The 23,036-nt window shown below is 57.7% G+C and carries 18 protein-coding genes; 10 read left to right on the top strand and 8 right to left on the bottom strand.

The genetic code is table 11. The features are described from left to right. Positions 1-26 precede the first annotated feature (26 nt). From DRW39_RS14140 to cmk, 3 genes are all read left to right on the top strand, one after another. Complete coding sequence (locus DRW39_RS14140; RefSeq protein ID WP_157976116.1) at positions 27-1,223, top strand: hypothetical protein; 1,197 nt, start codon at positions 27-29, stop codon at positions 1,221-1,223. 134 nt (positions 1,224-1,357) lie between these two features. Then, positions 1,358-1,579 carry a DUF2795 domain-containing protein gene (locus DRW39_RS14135; RefSeq protein ID WP_068220307.1) on the top strand — a complete coding sequence of 74 codons (222 nt, stop codon included), beginning with the start codon at positions 1,358-1,360 and terminating at the stop codon, positions 1,577-1,579. 65 nt (positions 1,580-1,644) lie between these two features. Continuing rightward, entirely contained in the window at positions 1,645-2,358 is a 714-nt protein-coding gene (cmk, locus tag DRW39_RS14130; protein ID WP_116107709.1) for a (d)CMP kinase, read from the top strand. On the opposite strand, the gene DRW39_RS14125 is transcribed toward cmk, so the two are convergent. After that, positions 2,345-2,836, bottom strand: a complete 492-nt coding sequence (locus tag DRW39_RS14125) for a DUF4112 domain-containing protein (RefSeq protein ID WP_116107708.1) — start codon at positions 2,834-2,836, stop codon at positions 2,345-2,347. The two genes, cmk and DRW39_RS14125, sit on opposite strands and share 14 nt — an antisense overlap. Positions 2,837-2,879: 43 nt before the next feature. Continuing rightward, the gene (locus DRW39_RS14120; RefSeq protein WP_116107707.1) at positions 2,880-5,114 is read right to left on the bottom strand and encodes a T9SS type A sorting domain-containing protein; all 2,235 of its coding nucleotides are present in this window, start codon (positions 5,112-5,114) and stop codon (positions 2,880-2,882) included. Positions 5,115-5,232: 118 nt separating this feature from the next. On the opposite strand from DRW39_RS14120, the gene DRW39_RS14115 reads away from it, so the two are divergent. Beyond that, positions 5,233-7,182 (top strand): Na+/H+ antiporter NhaC family protein, encoded by a 1,950-nt coding sequence (locus DRW39_RS14115; protein ID WP_116107706.1) that lies wholly within the window; start codon positions 5,233-5,235, stop codon positions 7,180-7,182. Positions 7,183-7,196: 14 nt separating this feature from the next. On the opposite strand, the gene DRW39_RS14110 is transcribed toward DRW39_RS14115, so the two are convergent. The 3 genes from DRW39_RS14110 to rsgA are packed head-to-tail and all read right to left on the bottom strand — an operon-like array spanning position 7,197 to position 10,644. Continuing rightward, complete coding sequence (locus DRW39_RS14110; protein WP_116107705.1) at positions 7,197-8,696, bottom strand: ArnT family glycosyltransferase; 1,500 nt, start codon at positions 8,694-8,696, stop codon at positions 7,197-7,199. A 53-nt stretch (positions 8,697-8,749) separates the two neighbouring features. Next, positions 8,750-9,670: a class I SAM-dependent methyltransferase gene (locus tag DRW39_RS14105; protein ID WP_116107704.1), complete on the bottom strand. Its 921-nt coding sequence runs from the start codon at positions 9,668-9,670 to the stop codon at positions 8,750-8,752. Next, positions 9,670-10,644 carry a ribosome small subunit-dependent GTPase A gene (gene rsgA, locus DRW39_RS14100; protein WP_198664894.1) on the bottom strand — a complete coding sequence of 325 codons (975 nt, stop codon included), beginning with the start codon at positions 10,642-10,644 and terminating at the stop codon, positions 9,670-9,672. Before rsgA ends, DRW39_RS14105 begins: the two co-directional genes overlap by 1 nt. Positions 10,645-10,732: 88 nt before the next feature. On the opposite strand from rsgA, the gene DRW39_RS14095 reads away from it, so the two are divergent. From DRW39_RS14095 to DRW39_RS14080, 4 genes are all read left to right on the top strand, one after another. Beyond that, positions 10,733-11,203 carry an OsmC family protein gene (locus tag DRW39_RS14095; RefSeq protein ID WP_116107703.1) on the top strand — a complete coding sequence of 157 codons (471 nt, stop codon included), beginning with the start codon at positions 10,733-10,735 and terminating at the stop codon, positions 11,201-11,203. 113 nt (positions 11,204-11,316) lie between these two features. Then, positions 11,317-13,821, top strand: a complete 2,505-nt coding sequence (locus DRW39_RS14090; protein ID WP_116107702.1) for an HRDC domain-containing protein — start codon at positions 11,317-11,319, stop codon at positions 13,819-13,821. Positions 13,822-14,217: 396 nt separating this feature from the next. Continuing rightward, positions 14,218-17,514: an isoleucine--tRNA ligase gene (gene ileS / locus DRW39_RS14085; protein ID WP_116107701.1), complete on the top strand. Its 3,297-nt coding sequence runs from the start codon at positions 14,218-14,220 to the stop codon at positions 17,512-17,514. Further along, on the top strand, positions 17,514-17,993 hold the full coding sequence (locus tag DRW39_RS14080) for a flavodoxin family protein (RefSeq protein ID WP_116107700.1): 480 nt from the start codon (positions 17,514-17,516) through the stop codon (positions 17,991-17,993). The genes ileS and DRW39_RS14080 overlap by 1 nt, the downstream gene beginning before the upstream one ends. A gap of 722 nt (positions 17,994-18,715) precedes the next feature. Here the strand turns inward: DRW39_RS14080 and DRW39_RS14075 are convergent. Both DRW39_RS14075 and DRW39_RS14070 read right to left on the bottom strand, forming a co-directional pair. Continuing rightward, positions 18,716-19,057 carry a DUF779 domain-containing protein gene (locus DRW39_RS14075; RefSeq protein WP_116107699.1) on the bottom strand — a complete coding sequence of 114 codons (342 nt, stop codon included), beginning with the start codon at positions 19,055-19,057 and terminating at the stop codon, positions 18,716-18,718. A gap of 79 nt (positions 19,058-19,136) precedes the next feature. Beyond that, the gene (locus DRW39_RS14070; protein ID WP_116107698.1) at positions 19,137-20,660 is read right to left on the bottom strand and encodes an aldehyde dehydrogenase family protein; all 1,524 of its coding nucleotides are present in this window, start codon (positions 20,658-20,660) and stop codon (positions 19,137-19,139) included. 253 nt (positions 20,661-20,913) lie between these two features. Between DRW39_RS14070 and DRW39_RS14065 the strand changes: the two genes are divergently transcribed. Further along, positions 20,914-21,843 carry an AraC family transcriptional regulator gene (locus DRW39_RS14065; protein ID WP_116107697.1) on the top strand — a complete coding sequence of 310 codons (930 nt, stop codon included), beginning with the start codon at positions 20,914-20,916 and terminating at the stop codon, positions 21,841-21,843. Here DRW39_RS14065 and DRW39_RS14060 read toward each other — a convergent pair. Continuing rightward, positions 21,815-22,324 (bottom strand): DUF6155 family protein, encoded by a 510-nt coding sequence (locus DRW39_RS14060; RefSeq protein WP_116107696.1) that lies wholly within the window; start codon positions 22,322-22,324, stop codon positions 21,815-21,817. The two genes, DRW39_RS14065 and DRW39_RS14060, sit on opposite strands and share 29 nt — an antisense overlap. Before the next feature lie 162 nt (positions 22,325-22,486). Between DRW39_RS14060 and DRW39_RS14055 the strand changes: the two genes are divergently transcribed. Continuing rightward, complete coding sequence (locus DRW39_RS14055) at positions 22,487-23,017, top strand: YdeI/OmpD-associated family protein (protein ID WP_116107695.1); 531 nt, start codon at positions 22,487-22,489, stop codon at positions 23,015-23,017. Positions 23,018-23,036: the final 19 nt, after the last annotated feature.

Genomic DNA, 23,036 nt, shown 5'->3' with positions numbered 1-23,036 from the left:
ATCCCGGAAAGTTGAAAACTCACCCCATGAAAACCGTACTCGCACGACTGACATTTCTGGCATTATGCCTGATGGCCTTCGCGAATACGAACCTCACCAACCTTGGCAATCCCGCCAACTACCAACGCTTCTCGCTGCCGTTTTATGCCCAACCGGTAGCCGTGACCTTTGACCCCGGCATGCTGGTCGACGAACCGGCTACGCTGAGCAATGCGTCCATACGCCATACCTATAATCAACTGGAGAAACGCCCCACGCAGGTCCTGCTGAATCACCTGCTGGCGGCAAAGGGGCAGTACCGGCTGAACGACTTCTTGTTCTTCAAACTGGCCCGCCACACGCTAAATTCCATTTACGGCGGCGAATCTCCCCTCGTACAGAACATCACCCTGTATAAGCTACTGATCGACAGCGGATTCGATGCCCGGCTCACCTTCCGAGGCGACCAGCTCTTCGTGAACGTATACACTACGGAGGACCTGTTTGAGGTGCCCATCATCCAGTCGAACGGACGCACCTACGCCAACATCAGCTGCCTGGCGGGCGACTGCAAGGGCCGGCAGCGGCTGTATATCTTCAACGAGCATCCCAATCCCCGCGGCAAAAGCTTTGGCTTCCAACTACCGGCCTGGCCGCAGCTGGTGGAGCAGCCCACGGAAAAAGCCCTGGAATTTAAGTACCACGGCGTCACGCAAAAAATGAACGTCACCTTCGACAAAACGATGGTGGACATCATGACGGACTACCCCTTCATCCACGAGTACTGCTATCTCGATACGCCGCTCTCCCCCACCCTTTCGGCAAGCCTGATTCCGCAGCTGGACGCCCTGATGCGTGGCATGGATACCCAGCAGAAGCTGGAACTGATTACGAGCTTCACCCGCTCGGCCTTCGCCTACAAAGAAGATAACGAATACTTCGGCCGTTCGAAGCCAATGGTACCGGAAGAGGTCTTCGGTTACAGCTACAGCGACTGCGAGGACCGTTCGGCTCTCTTCTTCGCCCTGGTGCGGGACATGCTGGATCTTCCCATGGCCGTCATCGCCTACGACGATCACCTGACCGTGGCCGTCGGCACCGATATTCCCGGCGATTCCTTCAACTACCGTGGGCAGCGTTACGTCTTCTGCGACCCCACCGGCCCCCGCAACAGCAGCCGGATCGGGCAGGTACCCCCCGGCTACGAGGACAAAAGTTTCACCGTCATCGGAACGTATAACTAGTTGTTAACTAAGCGATTACCTGACAAATTTCTAATTAATTCATCCAGTTGTACCGAATTGTTACATTTGCGGCCCGAACGGCCTGAAACAAATCGCGACCTGAAGGCTTTGTTAGGTATTTAAAGAACAGTTGTATGTATTGGACCCTCGAACTTGCTTCCCACCTGGAGGACGCCCCCTGGCCCGCCACCCGCGATGAGCTGATTGATTACGCCATCCGCTCCGGTAGCCCCCTGGAGGTGATTGAAAACCTACAGGCCATGGAAGACGAAGGCGAAAGCTACGAGGCCATTGACGATATTTGGCCCGATTACCCACGCAAGGATGACTTCCTCTTCAACGAGGACGAATACTAGCCTTCCGATTTACGGACCGGCCAGCGAAAGCCGATGACCCACGGGTTATCGGCTTTCTCCGTAATATGGCGTCCATAATTCATTCCCCGCTGAAGTTCCGCCCCTTGACGAAAGAGAAATACACGATCGCCATCGACGGCTATAGCGCGTGCGGTAAATCCACGCTGGCCCGCGCACTGGCCCGCCGGCTGGGCTACAGCTACATCGACACCGGCGCCATGTACCGGGCCGTTACCCTCCATCTACAGCGTGAAGGCATCCACCCGGACGACGTCGAACGTGTCCGGGATGCCGTTCCGCATATCCATATCGAGTTTCGGCCGGAGGATAACCACGTCCTGCTAAATGGCGATGACGTGGAAGACGAGATTCGCGGACTGGCCGTCAGCCAGATGGTTTCCCCGGTAGCCGCCCTGTCAGACGTCCGGCGCGCCATGGTGGAGCAGCAGCGTAAGATGGGCAGGAACGGTGGGGTCATCCTGGATGGCCGGGACATCGGTACGGTCGTTTTTCCGGACGCCGATCTAAAACTGTTCGTCGTCGCGGACCAGGAAACCCGTACCGACCGGCGACTCAACGAATTGATAGCGGCCGGACGGGATGCCAGCCGGGAAGATGTGGCCGCGAACCTGAAGGAGCGCGATTACATCGACAGCCACCGCGAGGACAGTCCACTACGACAGGCCGAAGATGCCATCCTCCTCGATAACACCCATCTCAACCTGGAAGAGCTTATCGAACGCGGCGTGGAGATGGTCGAAGCCATTAAAAAAGGCTGAGGATCCACTCAAAGATGGCGATGGTTATCCAGACCAGGATCACCATGAATACGAGAATAGCTACGATCACGGCGATGACCACCGGCCAGACACTGCCGGTATGTTTGCCCTCCTCGTAATATTCCCGCATCAGTTCGGCGTTGCGGTAGTTGGCCTTGTATACCAGGTCAAAAATGTTCCCCAGGACGGGCACCGAGCCGACGATCGCATCGAGAAACACGTTGACCAGCATACGCGCCACCAGTTTGGGGCTGGCACCGTGGCGCGCCATCGTGGCGACCAGCGTACCGGACATTCCCAGCGAGAGCATATCGCCCGCCCCGGGTACCAGGCCGAGAATAAAATCGAGCCCGAAACGAATGTCCGTTCCCGGAATGCGAAACTTGGTATCCAGCACGCGGCTGAAGGTATCGACCCAGCGTAGCTGGGGAATCGCACGCTGCTGATCGGTCAGAATGGGGTGATCTCGTTTATCCATGTATACCCATCAAGCGTGGTAGCTGGGTATTGGTTCGTTACCACTAGCGAGGAAGTACCTGAATGGCCCGTACCCCTCTACTATCCGAAGTAGTTACCTCCAGGGTGTAGATACCGGGCGGAAGGGCGGACAGGTCGATATCCAAGCGGTCAACACCACTCGCCTGCTTCGTGTACAGGACCTGCCCCAGACTGCCTATAACGCGTAAACGCTGCAAGGGGGCGGCGGGCAGGTCCGCCAGGGTGATGGAGCCGGAGGTTGGATTCGGAAAAACGGTAAAGACAAGGCCTGCCATATCGGGATTGAAAAGCCCGGTGGTTGGTTCGCCGGGCAGGTCGGTACGGAAGTAGGTCACTCCTCCCCTTTCGTTGCCAATCACAAGCTCGATGCTACCGTCGTTGTCAAAGTCACCCACTCCCGGGGCCGTGTATCCACCCAGGTCGATGCCGGCGACGGTATCACCGAGAGAGATAAAGGGTTGTGTATAGTCGGTAAAGGAGTAGGCTTCCAAGGTGCCGGATCGGTTGCCCGTCAGTAGCAGAAACCGGTCATCGTAGGTGATCACCCGGGGCGTAGGGTGTCCGCTGCTTAAGCCGGGCTTGTTGGTGTTGATGCCGCCCAGCTGGAGGAAATTGCCCTCCGCCTGCTCGTCGGGGTCGAAGCGTGGGTTACCGGCAGTACCGATATTCCGGTAAAAGCGGATCCGTCCGTCAAAGCCGCCAACGACAAGGTCGTTGCGTCCGTCCCGATCGAGATCCACGACCTCCGGCTTGGCTTGTTGCACCGCGTCGATTTCCATGTAGTTGAAAACCGGGTCGGCAAAATCGGCCGGACGGCCCGGACCGGCCAGATTCTCGAAGTAGATCAGCTGCCCGGAACGCTGGCCGATAACGGCATCCACGTCACCGTCGCCATCCAGGTCACCGAATGCCGGAGCGAAGGCGGAGGTACTGGCCCGAAAACGGCTTAGGTCGAGGTAATCCGTGTCAATGAGCTCGAAGGAGGCCTCGCCGTTGGTCGCTCCCGTATTGCGGTAGAGGCTTAGCTGGCTGTTCAGCCCCCCTTCGCGGTCGTAATTTTCGGTGTTTCCGATGACGAGATCCGGTCGGCCGTCCGCATCGTAATCGAAGGCGGCGGGCAGGCCGCGGGTTCCTAAATCAATAGCGTCCCTTACCAGGTACTGGCTATCCTGAAAGACAAAGGCAGGGGCCGCATCGGTTCCGGTATTGCGATAATACCAGCCGACGTTGACGTCTTCGGCGTTCAGGGTCTGGCTCGGGGAGGCGAGGAGGTCGCGTTTGCCGTCGTCATCGACGTCCAGGTGGTAGGCCCCCGGGAAGTAGGGAATACGCACCGGTACGCCACTGCTCTGCCAGGCCGTATCCTGGGCACTGATCCAGGCCGTTTCAGCGTCCCCCTTATTCAGGCCGAGCACCAACTGCTCGAAGGAAATGTCTCCCAACATGACGTCCTTCAGTCCATTGCCGTCGATATCGAGTGTCAAAACGGTCGATCCGGAGTGCCTCGGCCCCACCCGCGTCGTGTCGGATAACGATTTGCCAAAGCAGGCCCCGGCGGTGGGGGCCAGATCGAGCGCGGAGGTCTGGCCGCTTTCGTAAAACCCTCCCCAGCAATCGGTTTCCAGCTCGTAGAGAAGCGTATCCGTTCCGAAGCCACGCTCCACGCTGTAATTCCTGTAATACTCCACATAACCACCGGCCACGCTAAAGGTGAGAATGTCGAGATCGCCGTCGCCGTCCAGGTCATCGACCGCGGGATAGTCGATGGAAGTGACAAAAATCGGGATGGTACCGTTATTGAATGGATACCGGAGTCCGGCGTAGGTCGGGTCTTCGGCAAAGGATAGCATTCCCCCGGCTGACCGGTACCCCCGGTGCACCCGGAAGCCGTCAAACTCCGCGGAGTAGGCAAAAAGGTCCGCTATCCCGTCGCTGTTGTAGTCGCGTAGCAAAACCCAATTCGTCAAATCCTTCGGGAAGCCCGCCAGGAAATCCGGGGCCGGCCGGTAATCGCCATTGCCATCCCCCCGCAGCGCGATTTGGGCATCACCGCCCCGGTCGAATATATACAGGTCCATTAGTCCGTCGCCATCCAGGTCGGCCCGCATGAACTGGGGCGCATTCAATCCACCCAACCAGGCCAGGGGCAGATTGCGCCCCGCTTGATCCGCTACGTCCGGATAAGCCGGCACCATGGCGAATTGCGCGACGAGCAGGCAGGGAAGAAGGAGTTGGGCGGCAGCAAGGAATCGGCGCATGTCATTTCGAATTAATCAAGGTACGCCGGTGGGCGGCGATTGTTTGTCTGCTACTGACCGATGGCCTGTTTTTCGGCAAGCAAAGGGCTGGCGTATATTACCGACCCAAGCTTACCATATGCCCCGATCCAAATTTACCCTCCTCCTAACGGTATTTCTATTCTGTTTGGCCGGACTTAATGCGCAAACCCGCGTGAGCGCCGCGGATGAGGGGCTGCTGATCGAGGGTACCAATTCGGGGGAGACGATCGAGCTGAACGGAGAAACGGTGGAGGTGACCCCCACCGACGGAGGTTGGCTGATCGCCGCCGAACCGGGCATCCAACTCCTGCGCGCGGGGGATCACACCGAACTCTACCACCTTTCCGAGGGAACCGGGCCGGACCGGCTACGGCGCATTCCCCTTTGGCTGTCCATTCTCCCACCGCTGATCGCGATCGGGCTGGCCCTGATCTTTAAGGAAGTAATCATCTCCCTCTTCGCGGGCATCTGGGTAGGGGCCTTCATTGCCGGTGGATTACGCTTCGAGGGCTTCCTGGGGGTGATCAAGGCGCTGTTAACCACGGTGGATACGTACCTGATCAACTCGCTGAATGACGGCGGCCACCTTTCGGTCATCGTATTCAGTTTGCTCATCGGCGGCATGGTCGCCATCATCAGCCGCAACGGTGGTATGGCGGGGGTGGTGAACCGGATGACGAAATACGCCACGAACCCGCGCCGGGGACAATTCGTCACCTGGCTGTTGGGCGTAGCCATTTTCTTCGACGACTACGCCAATACGCTGATCGTCGGCAATACGATGCGCTCCGTGACCGATCGCTTTCGCATCAGCCGGGAAAAGCTGGCCTACATCGTGGATTCCACGGCGGCCCCGGTAGCCTCGGTCGCTTTCATTACAACCTGGATCGGGGCGGAATTAGGCTACATCGGCGACGGCATCGAACAGGTGGAGCACTTCGCCAACACCACTCCCTACGCGGTCTTCATCGAATCGCTGAAGTACAGCTACTATCCGGTGTTTACCCTGGCCTTCATCCTCTACCTGATCTATCAGCGCCGCGATTTCGGACCCATGCTGGCCGCCGAAACGCGGGCCCGGACCACCGGCGTACTTAAGGCTACGGCGCTGGAAACCGATGCGGTCGACGACCAGGAGGACCTGGATCCCGTACCCGGGGCACCGCTGCGGGCACGTAACGCCGTAATCCCGGTCATGACGGTAGTGGTGATGACCATTGTCGGCCTGCTCGATACCGGTCTGAATTCGCTGGCCGGCGCGATGGAGAACCCGCCGCCCACCACCGACTGGGGTGCGGTGTGGGGCGCCCTGGACGGCGGATTTTTCGGTAAGCTGGGCCTGACCATCGGCGCCGCCGATAGCTATGTCGCTCTGTTGTGGGCCAGTATGAGTGGCGTGGTAGTCGCGCTGATCCTAAGCGTTAGCCAGAAGATTATGAACATCGGACAAACCATCGGGGCGTTGACGGCCGGCTTCAAAGCCATGTTCTCCGCGGTTATGATCCTCACCCTGGCCTGGGCCCTGGCGCTTACGACCGAGGAACTGCACACCGCGACCTTCCTCGTCGAATTACTCGGAGATGCGCTGAACCCCTACTTGTTGCAACCCGTCATCTTCGTCCTGGCAGCGGTGATCAGCTTCTCGACCGGGTCCAGTTGGAGTACGATGGCCATCCTTTACCCGATTGCTATTCCCCTTACGTGGACCGTCGCCATGCTTTCCGGTTGGGCGGAACCGGATGCCGCCGGCCTGCTGTACAATGTTATCAGTACGGTGCTCGCGGCGAGCGTGCTCGGTGACCACTGTAGCCCGATTTCCGACACGACGATTCTTTCCAGTCTGGCCTCCGATTGTCATCACATCGATCACGTACGCACGCAGTTGCCGTATGCCCTTACGGTAGGGTCGGTGGCGTTAGCGGCCGGATTCTTATCGACGGCGCTCGGTGGCGGCTGGCTGGTGTGTTTGTCTTTGATGGGTAGCGGTCTCGTACTTCTCTTTTTCGTCGTTCGGTTCGCGGGAAAGACCATGCAGATGGACGACTGATCAAGTTTTGGCGGTCATTCCGTCTTCCCTACATAGTAAACATTGATATTACCGTACGACGCGACCAGGCTGTCGAGCAGGGGCGCGATGTCCGGACGTTGCTCGAAGGTGCGCGTATTGGAGTAGAGGTAAGAAACGTCATCATTGTCGACGACGTCCGCTATCCAACCGGGCTCCAGCGCATCATTCCCGAAAACGTAGCCCCGCTTACGGATCAACCAGGTGATGATCTGCATGGAATTATCGTTGAGGACAATGACCTTCTCGTCCGGACCGGTGATTGCCTGCAGTTCCCTCTGGTATTTATAGGCATCCATTACCTGACCGTTAAACGAGCCGTAGTAGCCCTCCCATCTCGGGTCGCGGAGCTCGGAGGCAAACACCGGGGCGGCGACCACCGGTGATATCAGCAAGGGAAGGGCGAGGGCGTATTTCCATCGCGGCAGTAAAAGGCACCACCGCCAAACCCTCTCCAAACCGGCCGTTACCACGATGTACAACCACGGCAGCAAGGGGAGGAGGTAGTAATCGTGGACGAAGGTTATCGTATTCCACTGCAGAATGACAAACAGCAAAGTGATAAAGGCCAGGGACCAGACATACTTCCCGTAATTAACCCGGACCAGTCGGTTGCCTACCGGCACCAGTGCTCCGAGGATAAAGAACGGCCAGATCGGGCGCGAACTCAGGTCGTAGGGGATGTACTGCTCCATCCAGTGGTACAGAATGCGCATATTCTCCTGATGGGTATTGGTGCTTCCGAAAATACCGTAGAGGGCCGGACTGCTGCCCCAGGTTGGCATTACCGTAGCGTACCAATTTATGGTAGCGGAAAAAAAGACGAGGTGGGTGAGCGGATACGCGACCGCGTCCCGGGTGATGCGCCGGTGTCGGATGATTTCCGCCACCACGAAAACGATCCCTATGATGCCCAGCATCGCAAAAGGCAATTTGGCCAGGCTGGATAGCATCAGCGCGATGGCGGACGCGAGCAGCTGCCACCACCGCCGATCCCGGAAGTAGCGAAAGGAAAAGAACAGGAACCAGATGCCCGCAGAAAGGGCGAACATGTCAGGGATCACGTTAACCGTATAAAAATAGAAGAGCGGACTGAACTCCAGCAGCACGGTTCCCGCGAGGGCAATGCCGGGCGAAAATCCCATGGTTCGTAAGAGGCCGAAAAAGCCGACCAGCCCTGCAATACCAATCAACCAAACGCAGACCCGGGCGGTAAGGACATCCTGGCCGGTAAGGCGTACGACCTGGGCGATTCCCCACTGCATAATGGGGAACTCTAAGCGCAGTAAATTTTTCTTAGCCCCATTTAACGAGCTGACCCTGGGTGAGCGAATGTCGTTATCGTAACGTTCAAAATTACGAACGTTCCACATGGTCTGGGTCTGTCGCCAGTCGTGCATACCGATGATTTCGCGGGGAAACACGTCAACGTGCATCACGAAACTGACGGCGAAGCTGACAATCAGCCCCGCGAGATACAGGTATTTTAGGTGCATTATCACAAAGGTATAACGTCATCAGACTACAGCCAACGCAAGTACCAAAACGCTCAGCTGATCAGGTATCCGTGGCTAATGGCCAATGCCTCCGGAGATAAATGCGCAAACTCGGGATGCACCGGAACCCGACTCAGCGCGGTTTGGTCTCCGGTCCGGACTTCCTCTTCGCGAATCGGTAGACCCACATCCCGATACATATGCACGTAATCCGGCCACCGCAGTCGGTTCTGGGGTTGGATGTCGTTATCGATCCGGGCCCATTCCTTCGCGCTGAAGCGCAAAAAGTTATAGATGGTGATGCGGTCGTCCATGTGAGCGAAGTGGTCGGACAGGTCGACGAAGTGACTCATCACGCCTCCGGATTTCCATACCCGTTTAAATTCCAGAAGGATGCCGCGCAGTACGTCCGGATAGACGTGCTCGAAGGTATTGTTGGAGCAGATAAGATCGAAAGTGTCATCATCGAAAGCCAGTTGACGGGCGTCCATAATGCGGGCATCCAGGTGGATGGCGGCATTGAAAGCGGCAATATCAGCGGGCGGATCGACACTCAGTCGTTGGAGGTTCGCTAACCGGTCGGGGCGGATATCCGGCACGAAACGGGCAAGCCGCCCGTCGGCGTGGTACGCCAGGATTCTCCGCAGCGCTATGAGTTGACGGTCAACCGTCATCCAGCTCCGAATATCTACCGATACGACACGGTCGAATCCCGCCAGGTAAAGCAGGGTGGGCACGATGGGATACCAACCGGTCCCCAATTCCAGGGCCGTGGCTTCCGCCATCGGCACTGTAGCGTATTTATTGTAGAACCGTAGGTGATCCCGGGCGGCTTCCAGCTTGTAGCCAAAGTGCTCGTCGTCCAGTTCGACGCCTTTGGTCACGTACTTTTGGAAAAAGAAATTGATCCGCTCCTTGTAGGGCAGATACGAGATGGCCTTCTGAACCACGGCTTTCAACACCCACTTCTTCATCAGACCTTCCTGCGTTCCCAGTAATTCTGGCTTTCCACCTCCTCCAGAATCTGCAGGTAAGAGTAGTAGCGCAGATCCGTAACCCGGTCGTCCCCTTCCTCTACCGATTCCTTGACCGCGCAGCCGGGCTCATTGCGGTGCAGGCACGAGCCACCAAAGCGGCAATCCTCGCTGAGGGCGAATATCTCCCGAAAATTATGCGCCACGTCCTGCGGCTTCAGGTAGTTAAAACCGAGGGTTTTGATGCCGGGCGTATCGATCAGTTCCCCTCCGAAGCTCAGTTGGTACAATTCGGCGAAGGTGGTGGTATGCTGTCCCTTACCGGTGTAGTCGCTCAGTTCGCCGGTCCGCAGTTCCATCCCGGGTTCGACGGCGTTGACCAGGGTGGACTTCCCTACCCCGCTCTGTCCGCTGAGGAGGCTCCGCTTGTCGGTCATCAGGTCCCGCAGTTCGGCGATACCCGTTCCGGTGGTCGCACTCACCAGTAGGACGCGATAACCGATGTCGGCGTAAATGTCGCGGATCACCCCGTAGGTTTCCATCTCCTCCTCTCCGTAGAGGTCAGCCTTGTTGACCACGATGGTAGTCGGAATACTAAAGGGCTCGGTCATCAACAGAAAGCGATCGATAAATCCGAGTTTGACGCTTGGATCGACAATCGTCGTAATCAGGATGGCCTGATCGACATTGCTCGCGATAAGGTGGAGGTCGTGTTTCCGGCGCGGACTTTGGCGAACGACGTAATTCCTGCGGTCGGCGATGCCCCGTATGGCGCCGGTCTCGGCATCGTTGTTGGTGTCCACCTCTACGGTAACGCGGTCGCCAACGGCAATGGGGTTGGTCAAATTCATGTCGTCCAGTCGGAACTTGCCGGCCACGCGGCACCGCAGCTCCCGGTCCCCCTCGGGGGTCAGCTCATCCAGCAGTACGTTATACCAGCTGCCGGTTGATTTAATGACGGTACCTTCGATCATAGGGTGCGTTGGCGAAAAGGTGAGCGGCAAGATACAGGGATGTGGCGGGATGGTTTGGTGGTTCGAACCGACTTCCCGATTTTAAAGGATGGAAAGAACACATCACTACGCTACCACCGTCACCTGGACCGGCAACCGCGGCAGCGGAACCCTCGATTACCGGGCCTATACCCGCGATCACCGTATCGAAGTTCCCGAAAAGCAACATCCCATCCAGGCTTCCAGCGATCCCCAGTTCCGCGGTGACCGCCAGAAGTACAATCCGGAAGAACTGTTCGTCTCCAGCCTTTCCTCCTGCCACATGCTCTGGTACCTGCACCTCGCAGCCGTAAACGACATCGTGGTCCTGGACTACACCGACCGGGCGGAAGGAACCATGGTAGAATTGAAGGAGGGTTCCGGCAGATTCACCGGTATTACCCTGTGCCCCCAGGTCAAAATTTCCGATCCCGCCCAGATCGACCAGGCCAACGCCCTCCACCAAGCCGCCGGAAAGAAATGCTTCCTGGCCGCCTCCGTCAATTTCCCCATTCAATACAAGCCCAACACCATCACCTAACCCACACCCAGTACCCAGTACCCAGTACCCAGTACCCAGTACCCAGTACCCACAACACCCCGCACCCCAACCTAACCGTTTATAAACGAGTATAATCGAATATATACGTTTAAATGCGTATTACCTGCGCTCCGTCGCCCTTACTTGCGGTTCACAACAACGAAATCATGTCCACCAATCCCGAACTGGAGCTCGCCCATCGTTACATCAGTCAGACCGACCGGCACATCTTCCTGACCGGTAAAGCAGGAACCGGCAAAACGACTTTCCTGCATAAGATCCGGGACGCCGTCCTGAAGCGGAAGGTAGTCGTAGCTCCCACGGGGGTAGCCGCGATCAATGCGAAAGGGGTAACGATACACAGCCAGTTTCAACTTCCCTTCGGCGTGCTCACCCCCGATCGCCTGCAGGCCGAGTTACGCAAGCATCGCCTGGGGCGGGAAAAGGCGGATGTCCTGCGGGGGCTCGACCTGCTGGTTATCGACGAGATCAGTATGGTTCGCGCCGACGTACTGGATGCCCTGAGCGCGGTCCTGTCCAAGTACCGGGCGGATAAACGACCCTTTGGTGGGGTACAGTTGCTGATGATCGGCGACCTTCACCAGCTCCCCCCCGTAGTCCGCGATAATGAATGGACGGAAATGAGACACCACTACGAGACCCCCTACTTCTTCGGTAGCCGGGAATTGGGGCGGGCGGGCGTGATCACCATTCAGCTGAAGCACATCTACCGACAGTCGGACGGCGATTTCATTGACTTACTGAATCGGGTCCGGCATGATCGGATGGACGAGGCTACTCTCTCGTTGTTGAACACCCGCTACCGGGGTCCTGAATTCGAGCCGGGACCGGAAGAAGAATACATTACGCTCACTTCCCACAACCGCACGGCCAACACCATCAACGATCGGCAGCTGGGGACCCTTTCCACGCCGGTGCATCAATTCGAAGCGGAAATCGAAGGGCAGTTTCCCGCTTCCATGTACCCCAATGATCCGAAGCAGCTATTTCGCGTCGGAGCGCAGGTAATGTTCAATAAGAACGACAGTGTCGGCCGCACCTACTACAATGGTAAAATCGGCCGGATTACGGCCATCGAGGGGGATCGAATTACGGTCGCTAGTCCGGGAGAGGATTCTATCTCGGTCACCCCCGTTGTTTGGGAAAACAGGAAGTATGAGCTCAACGCTAAAAGTAAGGAGGTAACCGATTCCGTAATCGGCACCTACACCCAGCACCCCCTGCGATTGGCCTGGGCCATCACCATTCACAAGAGCCAGGGACTGACCTTCGAGCGCGTAATCATCGATGCGGCGGCGGCCTTCGCTCACGGGCAGGTTTACGTTGCGCTTAGCCGGTGCAAAACCTTCGAGGGCATCGTGCTGCGCAGCCGGATCGGTGGCGGCAGTGTCAAAACGGATCGGGTGGTCAGTAATTACTCTAGCCAGGCGGAGCAACAGGCGCCAACCGCGGAAGACCTCATGGCCGACCGCCGGCGCTACCAGTACAACTGCCTCCGCGAGCTTTTCGAATTCTCCGGTACAGACCGGAAGCTGGCTCAACTCGAGCGTAGCCTCTTCGAGCACGAGAAAGCCATTCAGGGGGAAGCGCTAGGGGAAGTACGCGATATCCGGAAGCGCCTGGAAGAAAAAATCGGACAGATCGGCCGGAGTTTTCAATTACAGCTAAAGACCTACGAGCAGGCGGCTCACTTACCCAGCGAGAGCGACGAGCTGGGTGACCGCCTCAAGAAGGCCGGGGACTATATGGTACCCGCCATCAAAGAATTGTATGCCAACCTGGGGCAGTCCTCATTCATGTCCGACAACCGAAAGGTATACGATGCCGTAACCGAGCGAATGAAGGAGTGCGGACTTGACATGGCCGTCAAGCTTCGCTGTTTCGAGTCGCTGGCGGAAGGTTTTACCCCGGACCAATACCTGCGAGCCCGTACGGATGCCATTCTGGACTTTAAAAAGGAACCAAAGCGGTCATCCCGACAAGCAAGCCCCCCTGCCGGGCATGTCGAGCATCCGCAGTTGTACCTTCAACTGGCCAAGTGGCGCAACGACCTTGCCGAAACGGAGGGCATACCGGCTTACCGCATTTTACACAATAAAGTACTGTTGGCTATTACCGAGATCCTGCCTTCCGACCGAAGAGGCCTTCTGGCGGTGCCCGGTTTCGGTCCGCGATCCTTCGATCAGTACGGGGAGGAAATTCTGGCAATTGTCGATGCCTTCGTGAGTGAGCACACCGAAGAGCTGATTCGCAATAGCTACGCTCAGCAGCCGGCACGGCCACCGAAAGCGGACACCTATGCGTTGACCCTGGAGGCCCACCGTCAGGGCAAAAGTGCCCGTGAAATAGCCGAAGCACGCGGGCTCGCGGTGGGAACCATCCATGGGCATTTAGCTCGCTTCGTCGCCGAAGGGAAGGTCCTGGCTGATCAACTATTAACTCCGGAGCGCCTGGATCCGCTGGTTGCCCTACTGACCACAGATGAAGAGCGTAGTAAGAAAGAGGTCTACGATCATTTCAATGGCAGCTACGACTACGGGGAGATTGCCATTGCTCAGGCGAAGGTGAATCTTGATTCAGCGGATACCGCTGCTTGAACCATACGGGCATAAAAAAAGAGGCAACAAGTTGCCTCCCAATAACCCCAAAAAACCAAATGAAAACTAATTCTTGCGTAGGGCAGCAGGATTATCTACCGCTTTAACGCCCCGTTAAGGTAAAATAAATTTAAATACTCCCAAGGAAACCGGCAACATTTTTTTTCTACGTTCCCATTTTCTTACTGCAGCGCCCGCTTTAGCACGTCCGCAACCCGCATAAAGGGGAAAGCGTTATCTTTGTCCTATGAGAAATCGGTCCATTATTCGCGCCATAATTATTAGCGGTACTCCGTGTCCGTAGGCTGGCCGTTGTAACAAACCGACCGAAAGCTCCGACGGACCCACCCGCTCGGAGCTTTTTATTTTTGCACCCCCAATCTCCCCCACTACCGTATGTATAAGGAATTCAAGAACCTGGATCTGCCGGCCATCGACAAGGAAATTCTCGCTTTCTGGGAGGAGAATGACATCTTTCGGCGCAGCATAGTCGAGCGTCCCAAAGATCAACCTTTCGTTTTCTACGAGGGACCGCCCAGCGCAAATGGTCAGCCGGGGATCCACCACGTGATGGCCCGCACGATCAAGGATATGTTCTGCCGCTTCCAGACCCTCCAGGGCAAGCGGGTAGAACGCAAAGGTGGGTGGGATACGCATGGTCTGCCCATCGAGCTCAAGGTCGAATCCGAACTGGGCATCACCAAGGAAGACATCGGCGACAAGATCAGCGTAGACGACTACAATAAAGCCTGCCGGGAGACGGTCATGCGCTTCAAAGACCGCTGGGACGATATCACCCGCAAGATGGGCTACTGGGTCGATCTCGATAACCCCTACATCACCTACGAGCGGGAGTATATGGAGTCGGTGTGGTGGCTGCTCAAGCAGATCTACGACAAGGGTCTCATCTATAAAGGCTACACCATCCAACCTTACAGCCCCGCCGCGGGTACGGGACTCAGCTCCCACGAGCTCAACATGCCCGGCGCGTACCAGGATGTGACGGATACGACGGTCGTCGCCATGTTTCCGGTTCAAGGGGGAAAGGGGGAAAGGGGAAAAGGGGAAAAGGGTGAAAACTCCAACGCGCGCCCTTTACCCCTTAATTCCTTAACCCCCTACCCCCTTTACCTAATAGCCTGGACCACCACCCCCTGGACCCTACCCAGCAACACCGCCCTCACCGTAGGTCCGAATATCGACTACGTGCGGGTCACCACGATCAATCCCTATACGGAGGATAAGGTCGACGTCATCCTGGCCGAGGCCCTGATCGACAAGTGGTTTGGCGGGAATAACCAGCCTAAAGTGCTGGAGAAAAGTGAGACGTTTAAGGGTTCCGAACTCGTCGGATTGCGCTACGAGCAATTGCTTCCGGGCGCTACCCCGCAGGATGGAGATGCCTTCCGCGTTATCCCGGGCGACTTCGTCACGACCGACGCGGGTACCGGCATCGTACACACCGCGCCCAGCTTCGGTGCGGACGATATGATGGTTGGTAAGGCCAACGGTATCGGGTCGCTCACCCTGGTCGACAAGACCGGTCGGTTTACGGAGGACGCCGGTCCCTTTGCCGGTCGCTACGTGAAGAACTATAAAGACGAGGAAGATTACGTAGACGTCAACATCGACATCGCCGTTCACCTTAAAAAACGGGGCCAGGCCTTCAATGTGGCCAAGTACAATCACAGCTACCCCCACTGCTGGCGCACCGATAAGCCCGTACTGTACTATCCCCTCGATAGCTGGTTCATCAAGTCCAGTGCCGTTAAGGAGCGGATGCAGGAACTGAACCGGACCATCAACTGGCAGCCCGCCAGCACCGGGGAAGGCCGCTTCGGCAAGTGGCTGGAGAACCTCCAGGACTGGAACCTCAGCCGGAGCCGCTACTGGGGCATCCCCCTGCCGATCTGGCGCAGCGAAGAAGGGGAAGAAGAGGTCTTTATCGGTTCCCTGGCGGAATTGGAAGAGCAAGTCAGCTTGGCCAATGAAAAGCTTGGCCTGGATCAATCCGTGCCCGAGGATATCCACCGCCCCTACATCGACGAAGTCGTGCTGTGGAAGAACGGCAAGGAACTCCGCCGGGAACTCGATCTGATCGATGTCTGGTTCGACTCGGGCAGCATGCCGTACGCCCAGTTTCATTACCCCTTCGAGAACAAGGAGCTGTTTGAGCGCTCCTACCCCGCCGACTTCATCGCCGAGGGCGTCGATCAGACCCGGGGTTGGTTCTATACGCTCCATGCTATCGCCACCATGGTCTTCGACTCGGTGGCTTACAAGAATGTCGTATCCAACGGCCTGGTACTGGACAAGGAGGGCAAGAAGATGTCCAAGCGGCTGGGCAATGCCGTCGATCCCTTCCTGACCATCGACACCTACGGCGCCGACGCCACCCGCTGGTACATGATCAGCAACAGCGATCCGTGGGACAACCTCAAGTTCGACCTGGACGGAGTCAAGGAAGTGCAGCGTCGCTTCTTCGGCACCCTATACAATACCTACGGCTTCTTCGCCCTCTACGCCAACATCGACGACTATAATCCCGTCGGTGATGAGCCCGTGGCCGTGGAAGACCTCGCGGAAATCGATCGTTGGGTACTCAGCCGGCTAAACAGCCTTACCGTAGCGGTCACCCGTCACTTTGCGGAATACGACGCCACCCCCGCCTGCCGGGCGATCGAGAGCTTCGTCAACGACGAACTCAGCAACTGGTACGTTCGCCAGAGCCGCCGCCGTTTCTGGCGCGGAGAGATGACCACGGATAAGCGGGCTGCTTACCAGACGCTGTTTACCTGCCTGACGCGGGTGTCGCAATTGATGTCGCCCGTAGCCCCCTTCTTTGCCGACTGGCTGTACCGCAATCTCGCCCCCGCCGGCGACATCGAGAGTGTTCACCTGACCTACCTGGCTGCCGCCGACGAAGCGACGATCGACGAAGACCTGGAGCAGCGTATGGCCTACGCCCAGCGCATCTCTTCGCTGGTGCTGAGCCTGCGCAAGCGGGAAAAGCTGCGGGTGCGTCAGCCCCTGCAGAAGATCCTGGTCCCGGCGCTCAGCGACGAGTTCCGCCGCCGGGTAGCGGACGTTGCGCACATCATCCAGTCGGAAACCAACATCAAAGAGGTCGAATTCCTCACCGACGATGGCTTCCTGAAGAAGACGATCAAGCCCAACTTTAAGGTACTCGGTAAACGTCTCGGGAAGCAGATGAAAGCCGCCGCCGCCGCTATCAGTCAAATGACGGAAGAAGCGATCGGACAACTGGAAAGCCAGGGCACCTATCCCCTCGACCTGAACGGCGAAGCGGTCGAGATCACCTCCGCCGAAGTAGATATCCTCACGGAAGATATTCCCGGCTGGAAAGTCGCTACCGACGGCGAACTCACCGTAGCCCTGGACGTCAACGTCACCCCGGAACTCGAACGGGAAGGCCTTGCCCGCGAACTGGTGAGCCGCATCCAAAACCTCCGCAAGGACTCCGGCCTGGACGTCACCGACCGCATCGACCTGCAAATCGCCGCATCCGCCCCCGTACGCGAAGCCGTATCCACCCACCGGGATTACATCATGGAAGAGACCTTGGCCGATTCGCTAAGCTTCGAGGACGGCCTGGATGCCGAACCCCTCGACCTGCCCGGCGATGAAACCGCCAAGGTGGCCCTAGCCGTAGCCGCCCAAACCCCAAACTGATGGCCAAGACCCTGATCATATTGGGCAGTGCCCGTGGCGAAGGCAACACCGCCAAAGCCGCCCAACAGCTGGAATCCGACATCGGCGGTAAACTGGTCGACCTGCTGGACTACCGGATTGCCCCCTACGACTACGAAAACAACTACCCGGAAGGCGACGACTTTATCGCCATGGCCAAACGCCTGGTCATCTACGACCGCATCGTCTTCGCCAGTCCCGTCTACTGGTACAGCATGAGCGGCCTCCTGAAGGACTTCTTCGACCGCCTCACCGACCTGCTCACCTTCCACAAGGACATCGGCCGTCGTCTCCGCGGTAAACAAATGGGGGTCCTCTCCTGCTCCGCCGAGCAAACCGTCAATCCCGGTTTCTACGAGCCTTTCCGCCTCTCCGCCGAATACCTCGGCATGACCTACGGCCCGGAATGGCACGCGTGGGTGCGGGGCTCGCGGGTAGAGGTTCAGATGGTCAATGGGTGAATTCGTGAAGGACTGAATTAGTGAATTTCCCCGCAGGACAGCGCACAGGACCTATGCCGATTCCGCAAACTCGCAGGTCGCCGGCTACCGCCAGGCGACACTCCGAGGTCCTGCGGCCGTAGGTACAGCTAGAAGCACAGGACCTCAAAGCGTGCTGGCACCTTTGAGGGTCCGGCAGACAATGAGAAACCTGCAAGCGGTGAATGGTTAACGCAGGCCGCACACTCGCAGGTTGCCGGCTACCGCCAGGCGACGCTCCGAGGTCCTGTGGCCGTCGGTTTGGGGATAAGCACAGGACCTCAAAGCGTGCTGGCACCTTTGAGGGTCCGGCAGACAATGAGAAACCTGCAAGCGGTGAATGGTTAACGCAGGCCGGACACTTGCAGGTCGCCGGCTACCGCCAGGCGACGCTCCGAGGTCCTGTGGCCGTCAAGCTGGGAATAAGCATAGGACCTCAAAGCGTGCTGGCACCTTTGAGGGTCCGGCAAGCAACGAGAAGCTCACTAGCGGCAAATGGTCAACGGGTTCCGGACACTCGCAGGTCGCCGGCTACCGCCAGGCGACACTCCGAGGTCCTCAGGCTGTCGTGAGGGAGAAGCACAGGACCTCAAAGTGTGCTCGCACCTTTGAGTGTCCGGCCAAATCCCCCGCCCGCACCCGAGCACAGCGAGGGGCAATGTCCTCCAACTCACTAATTCAGTCCCTCACCAATTCACCAATTGTCACCCGTCCGCCTCCGTCATCAACCGGGAATCAATAACAAACCGCAGCCCCAGCGGAATCTCCGCCGAGAAACTAGCCCCCCTACCCTCGGTGACGTCCAGGGTAAGGTGGGTATGCTTCCAGTATTCGTACTGAAATTTGGACATGTAAAACTTACAGCCGTGCACCTCACCTAGCAGGACGTCATTATCCTCGTCGACCATCAACTCCCCGTCGGGGAAGCACATGGGCGAGGAACCGTCGCAGCAGCCACCGCTCTGGTGGAACATGAGGGGGCCGTGTTTTTCCTTTAATTGATCGATGACGTCGCGGGCGCGATCAGTGATGTCTACTTGGGGCATGGGGATATCTTTTAAAAATGGCCGACCGGTGGGTACCGGCCGGCCATGATGGTTTTGGGTTAGTGGGATAGCCACCGGCCTAGAAGAAGCCCAACTTTGCCTTGTTGTAGTTGATGAGCATGTTCTTGGTCTGGCGGTAGTGGTCGAGCATCATCTTATGATTCTCGCGGCCGATACCCGACTTTTTGTACCCACCGAAGGGCGCGTGGGCGGGGTAATCGTGGTAGCAGTTCACCCAGACGCGACCGGCCTTGATGGCGCGGGGCAGGCGATAGGCTTCGTGCATGTCGCGGGTCCAGACGCCGGCACCCAGTCCGTAGAGGGTATCGTTGGCGATCTCGATGGCCTCGGCTTCGTCCTTGAAGGTCGTTACGCAGAGTACAGGGCCGAAGATCTCCTCCTGGAAGACGCGCATCTTATTATTCCCCTTGAGCACCGTCGGCTTGATGTAGAATCCGCCGGAGAGGCTATCTACGTGGGCGGCACCGCCACCGGTCAGAACATCGCAGCCCTCTTCCTTACCGATCTTAATGTATTTCAGGATCTTCTCGTACTGGTCGTTACTGGCCTGGGCGCCCATCATGGTTTCGGGGTCGAGGGGGTTGCCCATCTTGATGGCTTCCACGCGCTCGATGAAGCGCTCGATGAATTGGTCGTAGATCGACTCCTGCACCAGCAGGCGGCTCGGGCAAGTGCACACCTCACCCTGGTTGAGGGCGAACATGGCGGCACCTTCAAGGCACTTGTCGAAGAAGTCGTCGTCGGCTTCCATCACGCTCTCCATGAAGACGTTGGGACTCTTACCGCCCAGCTCCAGGGTGACGGGAATGATGTTCTTCGATGCATACTGCATGATCAACTGCCCGGTGGTGGTTTCCCCGGTGAAGGCGATCTTGTTGATGTCCGGGTGGCTGGCCAGCGGCTTACCGGCTTCTACGCCGAATCCATTAATGATATTAAGCACACCGGCGGGCAGCAGGTCCTGGATCATCTCCATGAGGATGAGGATGCCGACGGGTGTCTGCTCGGCGGGCTTGAGCACCACGCAATTACCGGCGGCCAGGGCGGGGGCCAGTTTCCAGGCGGCCATCAGGATGGGGAAGTTCCAGGGGATGATCTGTCCGACCACGCCCAGCGGCTCCCAGATATTCATGGACACGGTATCGCTGTTCAGCTCGGCTACGCCACCCTCCTCGGCGCGGATGACGCCGGCGAAGTAGCGAAAGTGGTCGATGGCCAGCGGCATATCGGCGGCGCGGGTTTCGCGGATCGCCTTACCGTTGTCCCAGGTTTCGGCGCGGGCCAGTACCTCCAGGTTTTCCTCCATCACGTTGGCGATCTTCAGCAGGATATTGCTGCGCTCGGTAGCGGAAGTGTTGTTCCAGGATTCGGCGGCCTTCCAGGCGGCCTTCACGGCCTTATCGACGTCTTCCTTGGTGGAGCGCGGGATGCGGGTAAAGGAATTTCCGTCGACCGGCGATACGTTATCGAAGTACTCGCCATTGGTAGGGGCAACCCATTCTCCTCCGATGAAATTCTCGTACTGGTCTTTGAATTTGGGCTTCTGTAGTGTTTCGGCGGTGGTAGTGGCGGTGGTGCTCATGATCGTTTGTTTGGTTAATAGTTAAAAGCGTAGCAAGGCACAGGTGGAATTGGGCGGCGGAGCGCAGGTAGAATCCTGTCCAATCGTCTCGTGCTGTTGTAATATCCAAAGTACCCTATACCTCTTACCAAAACTTGCACAATCCTGCATTCCACTTGCAGAATGCTATAATCCTTCCACTAATCGCGACAATGCCATAATTATATAGGGTCTATCTTGATCAACTAGCCCCTATATTCTGTATTGTTACCGTATGCTTCAAATCGACGAATTACGTAGCACCTCTCTGCAGACCCTGGTGGAAAACCGGACGACCTATAGTATGGAATCGCTGGAGCTAAACCTCTTCGAAACCCACGAGTCGGCCGACGCGGTTGACCTGCAGTTTGATCAACCGGTACTGGCCAGCATGATCCGGGGTCGGAAGATCATGCACCTCCGCGAAGAACCGGGCTTCGCCTTTCTGCCGGGCGAATCCATCCTGCTGCCCGCCAACGAGCGGATGGTCATCGATTTTCCCGACGCCACCGAACGTCAGCCCACCAAATGCCTGGCTCTGGCCATCGACGAAAACGAGGTCGCCAGCGTGCTGCGCCTGATGAACGAGCGACGCCCCCGGGCCGACGGTTCGGAGTGGTCGGCCAGCGATTATAATTTTCACTTTACGCAGCAACCCGCCATCACGCAATTGCTCCAGCGGCTGGTATTCCTCTGCGCCGAGGGGCACCCTTCCAAAGATCTATTCGTGCACATGCACCTGCGGGAATTGCTAATTCGCATCATGCAGTCGGAGTCCAGGCAATATCACCTGCGCTCGGCCGGCGACCGGGCCACTCGCAGCCCCCTGGATGCGGTCATTACTTACGTACGCAACCACCTGGACGAGAAACTAACCGTCGCGCAGCTCAGCCGCATCGCCTGTATGAGCGAATCGGGATTCTACCGCGCCTTCCGGAACGAACTGGATTGCTCTCCCGTAGAATTCATCAACAGCGAGCGATTAAAGCTCGCCGCCAGCCTACTCCTCGACCCCCAGCGCAGCATCCGGGAGATCGCCTTACGTTGCGGCTTCAATAGCGTCAGCTACTTCACGCGCATCTTCGGGGAGCACTTTGGCAGCACTCCCGGCGCCTACCAGGAGGAACAGGTCACGCTCAGTTTTCCCAATACCGACGATAAGTAGGGTAAAAACTGTAGTGGCGATGGCGACGCTGCCCTTCGAACAGCTCCGTTAGTTGTCTCGCGCCGTCAGCAAACGTATCCAGCAGCACCTCTTTTTCGGCCATGGCGGCCGCATCGGCGAAGGCCTTTACGGTGCTCGCGTGGTAGGCCTCACTATCGATCCGGCGGGCGGCAATGTACTCGGCCATTAGCTCCGCCCGGTAAAGGTGAAGTTCTACCAGGTCCTTCGGAAAGATGGATACCGCCGCGAATTTTTTGATCAGCTTCCGCGATAGCGATCGTCCCCGCTTGCCCCGCCCCCGGGCCGGAAAGAAAGCTTTGCGTAGCGCGGTTTTGTACTTGTCGACCACCTTTTGGGGGTCAGTCAATTCCATCTGGTAATACTCCTTCAGCACCGGGAACCGGGCGTACAGCCGCTGTAACTCTTCCCGGAGCTCCTCTTCCTCCAGGTGGTTGATGTATTTGTTGAAATCGCGCTTCATGTGCGGCAAAGTTATCGATTAGGTGCTCCGCGTAGTCGTCTCTTGGTCATTTAGCACCGACGAGGCTCCGACGCCATCTTAACTCAATGTAAACTTCCGCAGGCTACCGGCCCAACCGCTATCCGTCCAACTATTTCCCGTCCGACCGCTAGCTTAGCAAACATGCCGACCCTTACCCTACCCCTCACCCGCGCCGAAGATGGAACGCAGTACGCCGGTGTCTACTCCACCGTTTTCCTGATCCCGACCCAGGAGATTGCAGACCTTCTGGCCCGACCGCACAACGCCAACCGCGTGATCTGCCGGATCAACGACACCGTGGAAATACACGCCGGCCTGATGCCCGATGGGAAGGGCGACTACTTCATGACCGTCAATAAGCAACTGTGCCAAAAGTGCGGGCTGGAGATCGGGGATATGGTCAAACTGGAAGTCCGGCCTGACGACAGCGATTACGGTATGCCCCTGCCCCCCGAGGTCGCCGAGCTATGGGAGCTGGATCCGGAGGCTCGGGAAGTTTTCCATACGCTGACTCCCGGCAACCAGCGAAACCTACTATACCAAATCGACAAGCTGAAGCGGCCGGATAGCCGGGCGAAAAAGGCCGTCCAGATTCACGACTACCTCAAGGCGGTGAACGGAAAGCTGGAGTACCGGGGATTGAATGCATTTATTAAGGCCGACAATCGGTAAGCTGTTTCTACCTGCGCTC

Origin of the sequence: Lewinella sp. IMCC34191 (assembly GCF_003390935.1) — a bacterium.
Taxonomy (GTDB): domain Bacteria; phylum Bacteroidota; class Bacteroidia; order Chitinophagales; family Saprospiraceae; genus Neolewinella.
The sequence above is the reverse complement of the archived record's forward strand: the minus strand, read 5'-3'. Positions and strand labels throughout refer to the sequence as shown.

Bases quoted from the DNA above. Each gene is read 5' to 3' on its own strand.
- DRW39_RS14135 (WP_068220307.1), top strand. From the start codon at position 1,358: ATGTATTGGACCCTCGAACTTGCTTCCCACCTGGAGGACGCCCCCTGG.
- DRW39_RS14065 (WP_116107697.1), top strand. From the start codon at position 20,914: ATGCTTCAAATCGACGAATTACGTAGCACCTCTCTGCAGACCCTGGTG.
- DRW39_RS14140 (WP_157976116.1), top strand. From the start codon at position 27: ATGAAAACCGTACTCGCACGACTGACATTTCTGGCATTATGCCTGATG.
- DRW39_RS14110 (WP_116107705.1), bottom strand. From the start codon at position 8,696: ATGCACCTAAAATACCTGTATCTCGCGGGGCTGATTGTCAGCTTCGCC.
- DRW39_RS14115 (WP_116107706.1), top strand. From the start codon at position 5,233: ATGCCCCGATCCAAATTTACCCTCCTCCTAACGGTATTTCTATTCTGT.
- DRW39_RS14070 (WP_116107698.1), bottom strand. From the start codon at position 20,660: ATGAGCACCACCGCCACTACCACCGCCGAAACACTACAGAAGCCCAAA.
- DRW39_RS14095 (WP_116107703.1), top strand. From the start codon at position 10,733: ATGGAAAGAACACATCACTACGCTACCACCGTCACCTGGACCGGCAAC.
- DRW39_RS14125 (WP_116107708.1), bottom strand. From the start codon at position 2,836: ATGGATAAACGAGATCACCCCATTCTGACCGATCAGCAGCGTGCGATT.
- rsgA (WP_198664894.1), bottom strand. From the start codon at position 10,644: ATGATCGAAGGTACCGTCATTAAATCAACCGGCAGCTGGTATAACGTA.
- DRW39_RS14060 (WP_116107696.1), bottom strand. From the start codon at position 22,324: ATGAAGCGCGATTTCAACAAATACATCAACCACCTGGAGGAAGAGGAG.
- cmk (WP_116107709.1), top strand. From the start codon at position 1,645: ATGGCGTCCATAATTCATTCCCCGCTGAAGTTCCGCCCCTTGACGAAA.
- DRW39_RS14075 (WP_116107699.1), bottom strand. From the start codon at position 19,057: ATGCCCCAAGTAGACATCACTGATCGCGCCCGCGACGTCATCGATCAA.
- DRW39_RS14080 (WP_116107700.1), top strand. From the start codon at position 17,514: ATGGCCAAGACCCTGATCATATTGGGCAGTGCCCGTGGCGAAGGCAAC.
- DRW39_RS14055 (WP_116107695.1), top strand. From the start codon at position 22,487: ATGCCGACCCTTACCCTACCCCTCACCCGCGCCGAAGATGGAACGCAG.
- DRW39_RS14105 (WP_116107704.1), bottom strand. From the start codon at position 9,670: ATGAAGAAGTGGGTGTTGAAAGCCGTGGTTCAGAAGGCCATCTCGTAT.
- DRW39_RS14120 (WP_116107707.1), bottom strand. From the start codon at position 5,114: ATGCGCCGATTCCTTGCTGCCGCCCAACTCCTTCTTCCCTGCCTGCTC.
- ileS (WP_116107701.1), top strand. From the start codon at position 14,218: ATGTATAAGGAATTCAAGAACCTGGATCTGCCGGCCATCGACAAGGAA.
- DRW39_RS14090 (WP_116107702.1), top strand. From the start codon at position 11,317: ATGCGTATTACCTGCGCTCCGTCGCCCTTACTTGCGGTTCACAACAAC.